General features: G+C 72.9%; 13 protein-coding genes, 2 tRNA genes and 1 other RNA gene. 10 read left to right on the top strand and 6 right to left on the bottom strand.

The window, feature by feature from the left end; translation table 11 throughout:
• A partial coding sequence (locus G408_RS15440; RefSeq protein ID WP_028771181.1) for a hypothetical protein occupies positions 1-810 on the bottom strand: 810 nt, incomplete at its 3' end.
• 115 nt (positions 811-925) lie between these two features.
• On the opposite strand from G408_RS15440, the gene G408_RS14515 reads away from it, so the two are divergent.
• The 4 genes from G408_RS14515 to G408_RS0111345 all read left to right on the top strand — a co-directional run bounded on the left by G408_RS14515 (position 926) and on the right by G408_RS0111345 (position 4,834).
• Complete coding sequence (locus G408_RS14515; protein ID WP_051282937.1) at positions 926-2,920, top strand: caspase family protein; 1,995 nt, start codon at positions 926-928, stop codon at positions 2,918-2,920.
• Between the two features lie 76 nt (positions 2,921-2,996).
• Positions 2,997-3,087 (top strand) — tRNA-Ser (locus G408_RS0111355).
• Between the two features lie 100 nt (positions 3,088-3,187).
• The gene (locus G408_RS0111350) at positions 3,188-4,408 is read left to right on the top strand and encodes an acyltransferase family protein (RefSeq protein ID WP_028771180.1); all 1,221 of its coding nucleotides are present in this window, start codon (positions 3,188-3,190) and stop codon (positions 4,406-4,408) included.
• Between the two features lie 6 nt (positions 4,409-4,414).
• The gene (locus G408_RS0111345; RefSeq protein ID WP_028771179.1) at positions 4,415-4,834 is read left to right on the top strand and encodes a DUF6165 family protein; all 420 of its coding nucleotides are present in this window, start codon (positions 4,415-4,417) and stop codon (positions 4,832-4,834) included.
• 1 nt (position 4,835) lies between these two features.
• On the opposite strand, the gene G408_RS0111340 is transcribed toward G408_RS0111345, so the two are convergent.
• Complete coding sequence (locus G408_RS0111340) at positions 4,836-5,873, bottom strand: glycosyltransferase family 9 protein (RefSeq protein ID WP_037413153.1); 1,038 nt, start codon at positions 5,871-5,873, stop codon at positions 4,836-4,838.
• Between the two features lie 36 nt (positions 5,874-5,909).
• On the opposite strand from G408_RS0111340, the gene G408_RS14510 reads away from it, so the two are divergent.
• Both G408_RS14510 and G408_RS0111330 read left to right on the top strand, forming a co-directional pair.
• Entirely contained in the window at positions 5,910-6,626 is a 717-nt protein-coding gene (locus G408_RS14510) for a 3-deoxy-D-manno-octulosonic acid kinase (RefSeq protein ID WP_051282936.1), read from the top strand.
• Positions 6,623-7,390 carry an MBL fold metallo-hydrolase gene (locus G408_RS0111330; RefSeq protein ID WP_028771177.1) on the top strand — a complete coding sequence of 256 codons (768 nt, stop codon included), beginning with the start codon at positions 6,623-6,625 and terminating at the stop codon, positions 7,388-7,390. Before G408_RS14510 ends, G408_RS0111330 begins: the two co-directional genes overlap by 4 nt.
• Here G408_RS0111330 and ffs read toward each other — a convergent pair.
• Together ffs and G408_RS0111325 are read right to left on the bottom strand one after the other, a co-directional pair.
• An RNA gene (gene ffs / locus G408_RS15190) (signal recognition particle sRNA small type) lies at positions 7,377-7,473 on the bottom strand. The genes G408_RS0111330 and ffs overlap by 14 nt on opposite strands.
• A gap of 33 nt (positions 7,474-7,506) precedes the next feature.
• Positions 7,507-7,599: transfer RNA gene (locus G408_RS0111325), tRNA-Ser, on the bottom strand.
• A 156-nt stretch (positions 7,600-7,755) separates the two neighbouring features.
• Between G408_RS0111325 and dnaX the strand changes: the two genes are divergently transcribed.
• From dnaX to G408_RS0111305, 4 genes are all read left to right on the top strand, one after another.
• Entirely contained in the window at positions 7,756-9,501 is a 1,746-nt protein-coding gene (gene dnaX, locus G408_RS0111320) for a DNA polymerase III subunit gamma/tau (protein ID WP_028771176.1), read from the top strand.
• Between the two features lie 3 nt (positions 9,502-9,504).
• On the top strand, positions 9,505-9,828 hold the full coding sequence (locus tag G408_RS0111315; protein ID WP_028771175.1) for a YbaB/EbfC family nucleoid-associated protein: 324 nt from the start codon (positions 9,505-9,507) through the stop codon (positions 9,826-9,828).
• A gap of 25 nt (positions 9,829-9,853) precedes the next feature.
• A complete protein-coding gene (gene recR, locus G408_RS0111310) occupies positions 9,854-10,453 on the top strand; it encodes a recombination mediator RecR (RefSeq protein WP_028771174.1) in 600 nt (199 codons plus the stop codon).
• Between the two features lie 73 nt (positions 10,454-10,526).
• A complete protein-coding gene (locus tag G408_RS0111305; protein WP_028771173.1) occupies positions 10,527-10,871 on the top strand; it encodes a histidine triad nucleotide-binding protein in 345 nt (114 codons plus the stop codon).
• Here G408_RS0111305 and G408_RS0111300 read toward each other — a convergent pair.
• Together G408_RS0111300 and G408_RS0111295 are read right to left on the bottom strand one after the other, a co-directional pair.
• Entirely contained in the window at positions 10,868-12,826 is a 1,959-nt protein-coding gene (locus G408_RS0111300) for a transglutaminase TgpA family protein (RefSeq protein WP_084628249.1), read from the bottom strand. The two genes, G408_RS0111305 and G408_RS0111300, sit on opposite strands and share 4 nt — an antisense overlap.
• Positions 12,823-13,788 (bottom strand): DUF58 domain-containing protein, encoded by a 966-nt coding sequence (locus G408_RS0111295; protein ID WP_028771171.1) that lies wholly within the window; start codon positions 13,786-13,788, stop codon positions 12,823-12,825. The genes G408_RS0111300 and G408_RS0111295 overlap by 4 nt, the downstream gene beginning before the upstream one ends.
• Positions 13,789-13,790 lie beyond the last annotated feature (2 nt).

Genomic DNA, 13,790 nt, shown 5'->3' with positions numbered 1-13,790 from the left:
GATGCCGGGCGCGGCAAGGCCGTTGTCCTGGGCCTCGATCACGAGCGGAGCGGGCAGGGAGGTGTTGGTAGGCCCGCTCTGGCCGTTGCCGGAGACCACGCTGATGGTGCGCACCGGCACCGCCACCACGTTGAAGGTGTAGGTGACGAAGGCATCGATGGCATCCGTGCGGGTGCCGACGATGGTTGCCGTGCCGGTGCCCGGGCCGAAGGTGGCCACGGTGCTGGCCTCGCCGGTGGAGGGGTTGGTGTTGGAGCTGGTGGGGCTGATGCTCACCGGCCCGCTGGCGTTCCAGATGACATTCGTTCCAGCAGGCAGGCCATCGTCGAGGGCGATCACCGAGACGGTGCGGGTATCGCCCTCGAAGACCGTGAGGCTGGTGGGGCCGACCGGATCGAGGGTGCGCAGCACCGGGGCGGTGACGTTGACGGTGTAGGTGATCTCGAGGTTGGCCGGGGAGCCAAAGCAGCCCGAGGTGCAGGTGACGCGGAACACCAGGGTGCCCGGGGTTGGCCCGATATCCGCAATGACGTCCTGGACCCCGGGCGGGGCCGCGGCACTCGTCGGCGACACACTGCTGCCCGTGGTATCCGAGACGATGTTCGTGCTCGTGGTGATGACGGTGCCGCAGCCCAGACCAGTGATCTGGTACTGCACGACGATGGTTTCGCCGGTCAGGGCGGACTGGAAGGTGGGCCCGACCGGGAGGATTTCGCAGTTGATCACCGCGAGGGCGGGCTGGGCGCAGAGAACGAGCAGCAGCGCGAACACCGGCCGCAGCAGGCGGCCGAGGGCGGACGGACCGGACATGGATGCCTCCTGGGGGGTGGCCACGCTTGCATTCCCCTGTGCTTGCGTGAACGGCGGGTGCCCCGGAGTATAGCCACGTCGCCGGCGCCTGCCGGTAGGCCGACCGGAGCCCCCGATGATCCGTTCCGACGCCCCCCTGTCCCGGCCCCGTGGCCATGCCGCCCTTCCCCTGCTCGCCAGCGCCCTGCTGGTCCTCGCTGCCGGCGCCGCCGCGCCCCCGCTCGCGGCCCAGTCCGGGCCCAGCGTGCGCAATGCCGAGGACCTGATGGTGGTGGACTGCCTGCTGCCGGGGCAGATCCGCCAGCTCGGCCGCCAGGCCACCTTCATGAGCGCCCGGCGGCCGATCCGCACCACCCAGGCCGACTGCCAGATCCGTGGCGGCGAGTACGTGGCCTACGACCGCGCCAACTACCAGACGGCCCTGAAGGTCTGGCTGGAGGCGGCCATGGCCGGCAGCGCCGAGGCGCAGAACGCGGTGGGCGAGATCTATGCCAAGGGGCTTGGCACCGCGCCGGATTACGGCATGGCCTTCCAGTGGTTCAGGAAGGCCGCCGACCAGGGCGACCGGCGGGCCATGATCAACCTCGGCTGGCTCTACGAGGAGGGCCTGGGCGTGGCCCGCGACCCGGCCATGGCGGTGAACCTCTACCGCCGCGGGGCCGGCATCGAGGACGAACTGCTCTATGCCTCGGTGGTGCAGGTGGAGCTGCAGCAGCGTGACGAGCGCATCGGCGCGCTGGAGGCCGACGTGGCCCGCGAGCGCGCCACCTCCGAGGCCCTGCGCGCCGAAGTGGCGCGCCTCACCACCCAGCTCGAGGAGCGCCGCCGCGCCCTCTCGGCGGCGCGGAGCGAGCTCGAGGCCACGCGGCGCAAGCTCGAGGCGGCGAAGCAGGCCGATGACGTGGCCCTGCAGCGCCTGCTCGAGAACTCGCTCGCCGACCAGGAAGTGCAGCTCGCCCGCCAGCGCAACCTCATCGCCAGCCTGGAGCGGCGGGTGGGCGAGGGCGGTGCGGCCCTGGTGGCGCGGCTGGAGCTGATCGACCCGCCGCTGGTAGCGATGCGTGGCCGCCCGGCAGCGGTGGTGCGCGGGGCGCCGGGCGAGCGCACCATCACTGGCCGGGTGGCCGGGGCCGGCGACGTGCGCGAGGTCATGGTGAATGGCACGGCCGTGCCGATCGGTGAGTCCGGCCTGTTCCAGGCCCGGCTGCAGGCCGCCGAGGCCGGCACGCCGGTGGTGGTGAGCGCCACCCGGCCCGACGGCGGCACGGCCACTCTGGAGTTCACCCTGATGGCCGCCGGCAGTGGTGGCACCGGCATGGTGGCGCCGGCCACGGCCGGCCTCGCCCTCGGCAAGTTCCACGCCATCGTCATCGGCAACGACCGCTACGGCAGCAGCGACTACCCTGACCTGCGCAGCGCCGCCCGCGACGCCACCGCGGTGGCCCGGGTGCTGGAATCGCGCTACGGCTTCCAGTCGCGGCTGCTGCTGAATGCCACGCGGCTGGAGATCCTGAGTGCCATCGATGCGATGCGCAAGACGCTGGGCGAGAACGACAACCTGCTCATCTACTACGCCGGCCATGGCGAGCTCGCCGCGGGCGGGGAAGGCTACTGGGTGCCGTCGGACGGCCTGTCCGGTCGCCCCGAGTCCTGGATCTCGAACCGTGCCATCAGTGAGCTTCTGGACACCCTGCCGGCGAAGCGGGTGCTGGTGGTGGCCGATTCCTGTTACTCCGGCACCATGACCCGCGCTTCGGTGCCGGTGGCCGATGCCAGCATCGATGCCGCCGGCATGGCGCGCTGGCTGAAGGAGGCCACGGCAGGGCGCGCCCGCCTCGCGCTCACCTCCGGCGGCGTGCAGCCGGTGCCGGACGTGGGGCCGAGCGGGCACAGCTACTTTGCCAAGGCCTTCCTCAACGTCCTGGAGGACAGCCGGGGCGTGCTCGAGGCCACCCGTCTCTATCAGGACGTCTCGGCGGCCCTCGCCCTGGCCACCCTGGATTCGCCGGTGGTGCAGGAGCCGCAGTTCGCCCCGATCCGCTTCGCCGGGCACCAGAGCGGCACCTTCGTGCTGCAGGCGCGCGGCGGCACGGGAGCCGGCGCGCCTTGAGCCTGCGGGGTGGGGCGTGTATGATGCGCGGCTCCGTCGGGTGCCCGGCCCCGGGCTGCCGCGCGGAAGTTCCACCGGAGAGGTGGCAGAGTGGTCGATTGTACCTGACTCGAAATCAGGCAGGCGTTCATAGCGCCTCGAGGGTTCGAATCCCTCCCTCTCCGCCAGACACTGCAAGGGCGTCCCCGCGCGGGGCGCCCTTCGTTTTTTCCGCCGCCTCCCGCCGTGGCGGGGCCAGCCGGCAAAGGCCGGCGGGAGCCTCCGGGCATGGCTGAGCGGCTGCCCGGCCTGACCGGGCTGCGAGGGCTGGCGGCGCTGTGGGTGCTGCTCTTCCATGCCTGGGCCCTGGCGGGCACGCCGGCCCCCGGCGTCGAGACCCCGGGGCTCGCCCTGTTGCGCGCCGGCTGGCTTGGCGTGGACCTGTTCTTCGTGCTCTCCGGCTTCCTGCTGGCGTATGGTGGGCTACGCGCTCCAGGGGGCTGGCCGGGGCTTTACCTGATGCGGGCGGCGCGCCTGCTGCCGGCCTACTACCTGCAGCTCGTCGTGCTCGCCCTGCTCGGCGGGCTGGGGGTGAAGGCCATCGGCTGGCAGCCGGCCGATGCCGGCAGCGTGCTGGCGCACGTCCTGCTGTGGCTGAATGCCTGGCCCTGGGTGCCGGCCCATCTCGGCCCCTGGTGGAGCCTGGCCGTGGAGGCGGTGTTCTATCTCTCCCTGCCGCTCGTCCTGCCGTCGCTGCGCACGCCCCGTCGCGCCCTGGGGCTTCTGCTCGCGGCGGCCCTGCTCGCCCTGCTCTGGCGTGGCGCAATCGCCACCATGGACGTCGGCATCGAGCAGCGCATCGGCTGGGCCGAGCATGCGCCGGGGCGCTGGGTGCAGTTCGTGGCCGGCGCGGTGCTGGCGGCCTGGTGGAGCGGCGCCTGGGCCTCGAACGGGGCGGCCGCGGTTTCCGAAGCCCCGGCCGGGCGCCGGCGCCCCCTGCCGGGAGATGCCGGGAGCGGGGCGGGAGCGCCGGGCAGGGCCGGGCGGGGCGGCATGGCCGGCGCCCTGCTGCTCGCCCTGCTCGCTCTGGCCCTGCTCTCGGCCCTGCCCCTGCTCGGCGGTGAACGGCTCTACAACGGAGTGGTGGATGCCCGCCCCTTCACCTGGGCCTGGCCCCTGCTCACCACCCTGCCGGCGCTGGGCCTGCTGTATGCCGTGCTTGCGATGCCGGCAGGCGGTGGGCGGGCGTGGCGGCTCGCCACGGCGCCGCTGCATGGGCTTGGCGTGGTGAGTTACGGGCTTTACCTCTGGCATTACCCGGTGCAGTGGCTGCTGCGCCAGCAGCTCGGCGGCTTCGTGCCGCCGCACTGGGGCGTGGAGGGCTTCGCCCTTGCCAGCCTGCTGCTCACCCTCCCCATCGCCCTGCTGTCCTGGGGGCTGCTGGAGCGGCCCGTGCTCGGCTGGGCGCGCCGCCGCCGCGCTAGACTGTCGCCCTTTTCCGTGAGCTAGACCGCGATGTCCGAAATCAGCGTGCCGGTGTCCTTCGGCGAACTCCTCGACAAGATCGCCATCCTCGAGATCAAGTCCGAGCGCATCCGCGACGAGGCGAAGCTGGCCAACGTGCGCCGTGAACTCGAGGCCCTGCGCGCCACCTGGGCGGCCCATCCGGCCTCGGCCATCGACATCCGCGACCTGATGGCGGCGCTGAAGGCGGTGAACGAGCGCCTCTGGGTGATCGAGGACGACATCCGGCTAAAGGAGAAGGCGCAGGCCTTCGACGAGGAATTCATCCGCCTCGCCCGCGCGGTGTATTTCGAGAACGACGAGCGCGCCCGGGTGAAGAAGGACATCAACCTGCGGCTCGGCTCGACCTACGTGGAAGAGAAGAGCTACCAGGATTACCGCGCGCCGGGCGCCGCCCCGCCGCGGTCCTGAATCAGGCGCCGAGATCGCGGGCGCAGGCTTCGAAGCGTTCCACCACCTCGTCCACGGTGACGAGGTCCATCACGCCCTCGAACTCGATGCGCTTGCCCCAGGGCAGGGCCGAGGCCGGCCGGCCGAGGAAGCGTTCGGCGGCCTCGGCATAGCGGTTCGGCGACCAGCGCCGGTCGCTGTAAGGACCGCTGCGCTCGGCATCGGTGCAGGCGTGCAGGGCGATCACCCGGCAGCCCATGGCATTGGCCATGTGCACCGGCCCGGAATCGGGGCCGAGCAGGACCGAGGCGCGTTCGCACAGGGCGAGGAAGCGCTTGAAGGTGTCCTTGCCGATCAGGTCGATCACGCCCTCGCGCCGTGGCAGAGCGGCGAGGATGGCATCGCCCATCCGGCGTTCCAGCGCGGAAGGCCCGCCGCAGAGCACCACCCGCCAGCCACGCGCCAGGGCCACGCCGGCCACTGCGGCGTAGCGCTCGCTTCGCCAGTTGCGCAGCGGATGGCTGGAACAGGGCGAGACGAGCAGGGTGGGGGTCTCGCCGGGCAGGGTGGCGGCGGCCCAGTCGCGGGCTTCCGCCGGCACCGGTAGGCGCCATTCCACCCGGTCCATGGGGCAGCCCAGGGCCTCGGCGAAGCGGCCGAACACGTCGAGCACGTGGTAGCCGCCGGGCGCGATGCGCTCATCGATGGCCAGGGCGTGGCCTTCCTTGCTGCGCGCCCTGTCGTAGCCGATGCGGCGCTCCGCGCGCACCAGCCGGGAGAGCAGGTTGGCCCGCAGCGCGAGCTGCATCTGCAGCAGGGCATCGAAGCGCCGGCCGGCCAGGGCCCGGCGCAGGGCGCGCACTCCGCCCAGGCCCGCCTTCTTGTCGAAAACGATGAACTCCACGCCCTCGAGGCCTTCGAGCAGCTTCGCCTCGGCCTTGCCGATCACCCAGGTGAGGGCGATGCCGGGGCGGTGACGTTGCAGGGCACGCACGACGGGCACCACATGGGTGGCATCGCCGAGCGCGGAGAGCCGGAACAGGCAGACGGACGAGGGCAGGGCGGGCACGCGAGGGGCCTTGCTAGACTGCGGCGCATGATAGCGCCCGAGTCGACCGCCGATGGCGTGGCCGGAGTCCATGCCGCTGCGGCATGGGCGGGGCGCGCGCGCCCGGAATGGTTCGAGGTACCGCGCTACGGCGCCAATGCCCTGCCGATCAGCGATGGCGGGCGTGGCGGCGCCTGGTATGTCGAAGGTCCCTTCGGCGCCGGCGTGCTGCGCTTCTACCGGCGCGGCGGCTGGGTGGCCCGGCTGAGCCGCGAGCACTACCTGTTTACCGGAGTGTCGCGCCTGCGCTGCGTGCGCGAACTGCGCCTGCTGGAGGAACTCGCCGGCCTCGGACTGCCGGTGCCAGGACCGATCGCCGCCGCCTGGTGGCGCGAGGGCCCGTTCTACCGCGCCGCCCTGCTGATGCAGCGCCTGCCGGCACGCACCGATCTCATGGCGCTGGTGCATGCCGGTGTGGACGGCGTGCCCTGGGAGGCGGCGGGGCAGTGCATCGCCCGCTTCCACCGCCACGGTGCCCGCCATCCGGATCTCAATGCCCGCAACGTGCTGCGCTGCGACGACGGCCGGTTCGCGGTGATCGACTGGGACCGCGGGCGGCGCGAGGGCGGGCCGGGGCGCTGGTGCGGCGCCGAGCTCGACCGCCTCGAGCGCTCGATGCTCAAGCATCGACGTCAGGTGCCGGTGCAGGCCATCCACGCCGGCATGGCACGCCTGCGCGCGGCCCATGCGGAGGCCCTGCGGTGAGCCTGGCCCTGCATTTCCTCGGCGTGGGCAATGCCGGCGCGGCGCCGCAGCTCGGCGCGGCCTCCGGTGTGATCGAGCGCGAGGGCGTGCCGTTTCTGATGATCGATTGCGGGCAGGAGGCTCTGAGTGCCTATCTTGCGGCCTATGGCGGCCTGCCCACCGCGCTCTTCATCACCCATGTGCACATGGACCACGTGGCGGGGCTGGAGCGCCTGTTCTACGCCGCCTATTTCGACCCTGCGCTGTGTGGCCGGGTGCGGCTCTACGTGCCGGCGCCGGTGGTGCCACACCTGCAGCGGCGGCTCGCCGACTACCCCGGCGTACTGGCCGAGGGCGGGGCCAACTTCTGGGATGCCTTCCAGCTGGTGCCGGTGAGCGAGGGCTTCTGGCACGGTGGCTGCTGGTTCGAGGTGTTCCCGGTGCGTCATCACCGCCCGGACACCGCCTTCGGCCTGCGCCTGCGCGGCAGCCTCGTCTGGACCGGCGACACCCGGCCGATTCCCGAGATGCTGGCGGTCATGGCCGACGCCGGCGAGCGCGTGGCCCACGACTGCGGCCTCGTTGGCAATCCCTCGCACTCCGGCATCGACGAGCTCGAGCGCGAGTACCCGGCAGAACTGCTGGCGCGCTGCCTGCTCTATCACTACGCCAGCGCGGCGGACGGGGAGGCCATGCGCGCCCGCGGCCACCGCGTGGCGCGGCCCGGAGAGCGGGTGCCGCTGCCGCCTCCCTCAGCGGAAATGGCGACGGCCCCGCCAGCGTGACTCCGGCACCCGGATCGGCCGATACCGTTGCTCCCTTCCGGGCCTGGCGGGGTTTTCGGCCTACCGTCGCGGAGGCGCCAGCGGGGCCGCCATGGAGGAGGTCGTGCGGCTGCGATTGGCGGACAGGGCGGGATTCGAACCCGCGAAGCGGGGTTTAGCCGCTTACACACTTTCCAGGCGTGCTCCTTCAACCACTCGGACACCTGTCCACGCCCGCAGCGCGGTCCCCCTGGCCGGCATCCGGCGCGGCCCTGAGGAAACGCCAATGATACCGGCCCGCCGGCGCCGGCACAAATACGCCGGCGCCCGGCATGGCGGAGGCCGGGCGTGGTTGGCACAATGCAGGCCGGTTTTCGGGGCGCGACATGGCCTATCTCGTTCTCGCACGGAAGTGGCGCCCGCGGCGCTTCTCCGAACTCGTGGGGCAGGAGCACGTGGTGCGTGCCCTGTCGAACGCGCTCGAGTCCGGGCGCGTGCATCACGCCTTCCTGTTCACCGGCACCCGCGGCGTGGGCAAGACCACGATCTCGCGCATCTTCGCCAAGTCGCTCAACTGCGAGCGCGGCAGCGGCGCCGATCCCTGCGGCGAATGCGCGGTATGCGTGGACGTGGACGCCGGCCGCTTCGTCGACCTGATCGAGATCGACGCCGCCAGCCATACCGGCGTGGACGATGTGCGCGAGCTGATCGACAACGCCCAGTACCTGCCCTCGCGCGGACGGGTGAAGGTCTACCTCATCGACGAAGTGCACATGCTCTCGAAGAGCGCCTTCAACGCGTTGCTAAAAACGCTGGAAGAGCCGCCGGAGCACGTGAAGTTCCTGCTCGCCACCACCGACCCGCAGAAGCTGCCGGTGACGGTGCTCTCCCGCTGTCTGCAGTTCAACCTGCGGCGCCTGGAGCAGGAGCAGATCGAAGGGCAGATGCGGCGCATCGTCGATGCCGAAGGCATTCCGGCCGAGGATGCGGCGCTCGCTCTGCTGGCGCGTGGGGCGGACGGCTCGCTGCGCGACGGCCTCTCGTTGCTTGACCAGGCCATTGCCTACAGCGGCGGGCAGCTCACGGCCGAGGCCGTGCACGCCATGCTCGGCACCCTCGATCATCAGGCCATCGGCGGACTGCTGGCGGCCCTGGCCTCCGGCGATGGCCCGGCCCTGCTGGCGCAGGTGGAGGCCATGGCCGCCTTCTCGCCCGACTACGCCCAGGTGCTGGAGGACCTGGCGGCCGCATTGCATGCCGTGCAGGTAAGGCAGCTGGTGCCGGAGGCGGCGCGCCCGGTGGACGGCGTGGACGTGGAGGCGCTCGCCTCGCAGGTGCCGGCCGAGCTGGTGCAGCTCTGGTACCAGATGGCCATCACTGGCGCCCGCGACCTGCCGCTGGCTCCGAGCCCGCGGGTCGGCTTCGAGATGAGCCTGCTCAGGATGCTGGCCTTCCAGCCCCTGGGATCAGGCGATGCATCTGGCGAGGCCAAGGCCGCGCATGGCCGTGCCGACGCCGGGCGTGGCATGGCCGTGCCGATGGTGGAGGCCCCGGCGCCGCGCCGGGCGCCGCCTTCGCCCTTCGCCAGCGGGCCCGAACCCGCCGCGCCGCCGCGCAAGGCCCCGCCCTCGCCCTTCGCCGAGGTCCTTGCCGAGCCGCCGCGCGCCGAGGCCGTGGACGCCCTCGGCAATGCCGCGCTGGCGATGCCGGTGCCGCCGGCCTCGCCCGCCCGGGTGCCGATCGCCTCCCACGAGGACTGGCTCGAGGCTCTGCAGCAGCAGGCGGTGGGTGGCCCGGCGGGGCAACTCGCCGCCCATGCCCGCTTCGTCGCCGGCGATGCCGAAGGGCTCACGCTCGCCCTGCCACCCGAAGGCGAGGCGATGAAGACCGACATCAGCGTGCGCCGCCTCGCCGAGGCCCTGGCGCCGCTGTTCGGCCGCCCCCCCGCGCTGCGTTTCGCCGAGGCTGCCGCCGCGGCCCCGGGCGAGACCCTGTTCGACCGCCAGCAGCGCGAGAAATCCGAGCGCCAGCGCGAGGCCGAGGCGCGCTTCCGTTCCGACCCCATCGTGCAGCAGCTGCTGGCGCAGGGCGCCGAGCTGGTGGACGGCAGCATCCGACCGATCGAGGAGTGAGCCATGTTCAAGGGCAACATCGCGCAGGCCATGCAGATGGCGCAGCGCATGCAGGACAACATGAAGAAGGCGCAGGAGGAACTCGCTGCGCTGGAAGTCACCGGCAGCGCCGGCGGCGGCCTCGTCAGCGTGACGCTCTCCGGCAAGTTCGAGGCCCGCAGGGTGCACGTCGATCCGCAGGCGCTCGGCGATGCCGAGATGCTGGAGGACCTGCTGCTGGTGGCCCTGAACGAGGCCGTGGCCAAGGTCAACGAGGAATCGGCGAAGCGCATGCAGGCGGCGACCGCCGGCATGCCGATTCCGCCGGGCCTGCGCGGCCTGTTCTGAGCCGGCGGGCGGCGGTCGCGGGCGCATGGGCGCAAGCCTGCTCGAGCAGCTGATCGAAGGTCTGCGGGTACTGCCCGGCGTCGGGGCGAAGAGCGCCCAGCGCATGGCCTACCACCTGCTGGAGCGCGACCGCGAGGGCGCACTGCGGCTGGCCGAGCGCCTGCAGGCGGCGATGGCGGGCATCCGCCACTGCGCCCAGTGCCGCGATTTTTCCGAGGCCGAGGTCTGCGCGATCTGCGCCAGCCCGGCGCGTGACCGCAGCGTGCTCTGCGTGGTGGAGACGCCGGCCGACCGCCTCGCCATCGAGCAGGCCACCGGCTACCGGGGCCTGTACTTCGTGCTGCAGGGCCGGCTCTCGCCGCTGGACGGCATCGGCCCGCGCCAGCTCGGGCTCGAGCTCCTCGCGCAGCGCCTCGGTGCCGGTGAGGTGCGGGAGATGATCATCGCCACCAATCCCACGGTGGAAGGCGAGGCCACCGCGCACTACCTCGCGCAGATGGCGCGCGCGGCCGGCGTCACGCCGAGCCGGCTCGCCCAGGGCCTGCCGCTCGGCGGCGAGCTGGAGTACGTCGACCGCGGCACGCTGGCGCATGCCTTCGGCCAGCGCAGCGAGGCGCCGGGTTGAGGCGCGGGATCTGCCGGCTACCCGGTCCCCGTCGGCGCTGGCATCCTCGCCGGCGCCCGTGAGGAGATCCGACATGTCCGAGACCATCTTCAGCAAGATCATCCGCCGCGAGATCCCTGCCGACATCGTTTACGAGGATGAGCATGTGCTCGCCTTCCGCGACATCGCACCGAAGGCGCCGGTGCACGTGCTGTTCATCCCCAAGACGCCGATCGCCACCCTCGATGATGCCGGCCCCGAGCACGCCGAGCTGCTCGGGCGCCTGATGCTGGCGGCCGCTGCCTATGCCCGGGCGCAGGGCTTCGCCGAGGACGGCTACCGGGTGGTGATGAACTGCAATGGCGATGGCGGGCAGACGGTGTTCCACATCCACCTGCATCTGCTCGCTGGCCGCGCCCTTTCCTGGCCGCCGGGCTAGGCCGCCGTGCGTGGCGGGCGCCAGCGGCGCAGGGCGCGGACCAGGGCCGCGCGCTCGTGCCGGGCGTCGGCCGTGCCTGACGGCGGCGCATAGCGCAGGGACACGAAGGCCGCGACGAGCGGCGCGGCGCTGCGGGCGGCGGCGGGCTGCCGTTCGGCAAGGCGGGCGAGGAAGACCCCCGCCGGCTCGGTCTCGGCTTTCGTCACGCCGAGCCGGGCGCAGCGGCGCAGGAAGCGGCGCCAGGCGCGCAGCAGCGGATCCGGCTCGCGCGGCCGGCCGCGCAGCAGCAGGGCGAGGGTGAGCGCCAGGGCCAGCCCGGCGGCCAGCAGGAAGGCCTGGCCCACGGCCAGGGCATCGGCCCCGCGCCAGCCCAGTGACTGCAGGAGTTCGGTCTGGCGCACGGCGTCGTAGCGCAGCACGAAGCGGTTCCAGGCCTCGCGCAGGCTGTCGCCGAAGTCGAAGACCGGGCGCAGGGGGGCGGCAAGGCCGCTGCCGAGGCGCTGGTCGAGCGTATCGAAGATGCGCTCCGGGGCCACGTAGGCGGTGGGGTCCACCCGCACCCAGCCTTCGCCCTCCAGCCACACCTCGGCCCAGGCATGGGCATCCATCTGCCGCACCACCCAGTAGCCGCCAACGCGGTTCGGCACGCCGCCGGCGTAACCGGTGACTACCCGCGCCGGGATGCCGGCGCCGCGCATCAGGATGACGAAGGCCGAGGCGAAGTGCTCACAGAAGCCGGTACGGGTGTCGAACAGGAATTCGTCGGCGGTGTGCCGGCCAAGCGGGGGGGCAGCGAGGTCGTAGGCGTGCTCGGCATTGAACCAGCCGAGCACGCGCCCGATGTAGGCGTGGTCGTTCGCGGCTTCCTGCCGCCATTCCCGGGCAAGTCGCAGGGTGCGTGGATTGAAGCCTTCGGGCAGGGCGAGCAGGGCCTGCCGCCATTCCGGGCGCAGCACCGGTTCGTAGGGCCTGGCCGGCAGCGCCCGCAACCGGTGCTGCGAGAGGTTGCGCAGCGGCTCGCGTGCCACCAGGGTGGCATCGCCGCCCAGCACCAGCCCCGGCGGCCAGCCGGCGGGTGATTCCAGCGCGAACACGTAACGCCGTTCGGTGGGTTCGAGGGTGAGGGTGTAGGCAATGCCCGGGCCTTCGCCCGTCTCCAGCGCCGGGGCGGGCAGCCCGGCCAGCCATTCGTTGCGCCGCCAGGTGCGGCCGTCGAAGCGGGTGAGGACCGGGCCACGCCAGTACAGGGTCTCGATGGGCGGCACGGGGCCCTCGAACCGCACCCGGAAGGCGGGACGGTCGTTGGCCATCAGGTCGATCCAGTCGCCGGGCGACATCGATTCGCTGATGCCGGTGCTCGCCAGGGCATTCTCCGGCAGGCCCCAGAGCGGGCCCGGCAGGCGCGGGAACAGCCAGAAGCCCACCGCCGCCAGCGGCAGGGCGAGCAGCACGGCCTGGCCCAGCCCGGCGAGCTCCCGGCGCAGCGGCAGGGGCGGCTCGGGCGCCCGCTCCAGCCGCGCCAGGGCCCAGAGCAGGGCCAGGGCGCCCGCCAGGCCGAGCAGCAGGGTGAGCGGGCCCTGGTCCTGGAGGAAGGCGGCGAAGGGGGCGAACAGGGCATAGGCCAGCACCCGCCGGGCGTCGTCGGGCCCGCGCAGTTCGGCCAGTTTCAGCACCAGCATGGCGAGCATCAGGGCGCTGCCGGCATCGCGGCCGACCCGGAAGCCGAAGCCCACCAGCACCGCCCCGGCGATCAGCGGCACCAGCAGCACCCGCAGCGCGGCCGGCAGCGGACGGCGCAGGGCGCTGGCGGCCGAGACCAGGGCCACGGCGGCGATGCCCGCGGCCGCCGTACCGGGCAGCTGCAGCAGCAGGGGCAGGGCGGCGGCCAGCACCGCCAGTACCACGCTCAGGCGCAGTGGGGGGACGAGCAGCGGGGGCGGTGACGCCTGGCTCACACGGCCTCCGGTAGCAGGGCCAGCGCCCGCAGGCAGGCATGGCGGTGTTCGGCTCCGCGCGCCGGGCCCAGCACCTCGCCGGGCAGTTCTAGACGGTAACGGCGGCCTTCGCGCTCGGCCTCGTCCACCCAGCGGGCGAGCCGGGCGATGCGTGCCTCGTAGGGCAGGTGGCGCAGGGCCTCCCAGGCGAGCCGCACGTCGCGGCTGGCGCCGGTTTCGTATTCCCGCACCACCAGCCGGTCGAGGCGGGCGCTGGCGCGCCAGGCGATCTGCCGCGGCGCATCGCCCGTGCGGTAGTCGCGCAGGTGATGGGTGTCCTCGCCGCTGCGTCCGGGATAGGGCCGCGGCTGGCCCGGGCCCTCGGCGCCCGGCAGGGGCGGGCCGCCGCGTTCGGGCGCCGGATACACCAGCAGGCGCTGGGCCGGCCACCACCAGCTCCAGGCCTGGGCGAGGCCCAGCGGCCGGGTGGTGGAGATCCTGAGCCGGCCGAGATCGTGCAGGCCGCGGCGCCGGGTGGGCACGGAAAGCCGCCATTCGCCGGCTGCGTCGTCGCGGCGGGCTGCCGGGCCGCCGACGATCTCCAGCCGCACGCCCTCGCGCGTGCGGCTGCCCGGCGCGAAGCGGATGCGCACGTCGAGCGTCTCGCCGGCCGTCACCGGGGCGGCGGAGAAGCCGACGAGGCGCAGGCCGGAGAGCCGGAGGTGAGCCTGCACCACGCCGTTGTGCACCACGGCCGCCAGCAGGAAGGCCAGCATCAGGCCGGGGTTGTTGTTGTAGTTGAGCGCGCCGAGCAGCATGGCCAGCAAAAGCCCGCCGGCGAGCAGGCCGAGCCGCGTCGGCAGCACGTAGATGCGCCTGCGGTCGAGGGTGAGCGGCAGGGCTTCGGGCTGCCGGCCGCGCACGAAGGGCAGGCGGGCGAGCCAGCGGTCGAGGCCCCGGGCCTGGCCGTCCGGCGAAGGCATGG

Origin of the sequence: Silanimonas lenta DSM 16282 (genome assembly GCF_000429065.1) — a bacterium.
GTDB lineage: Bacteria > Pseudomonadota > Gammaproteobacteria > Xanthomonadales > Xanthomonadaceae > Silanimonas > Silanimonas lenta.
This window is presented reverse-complemented; position numbering and strand designations above follow the sequence as displayed.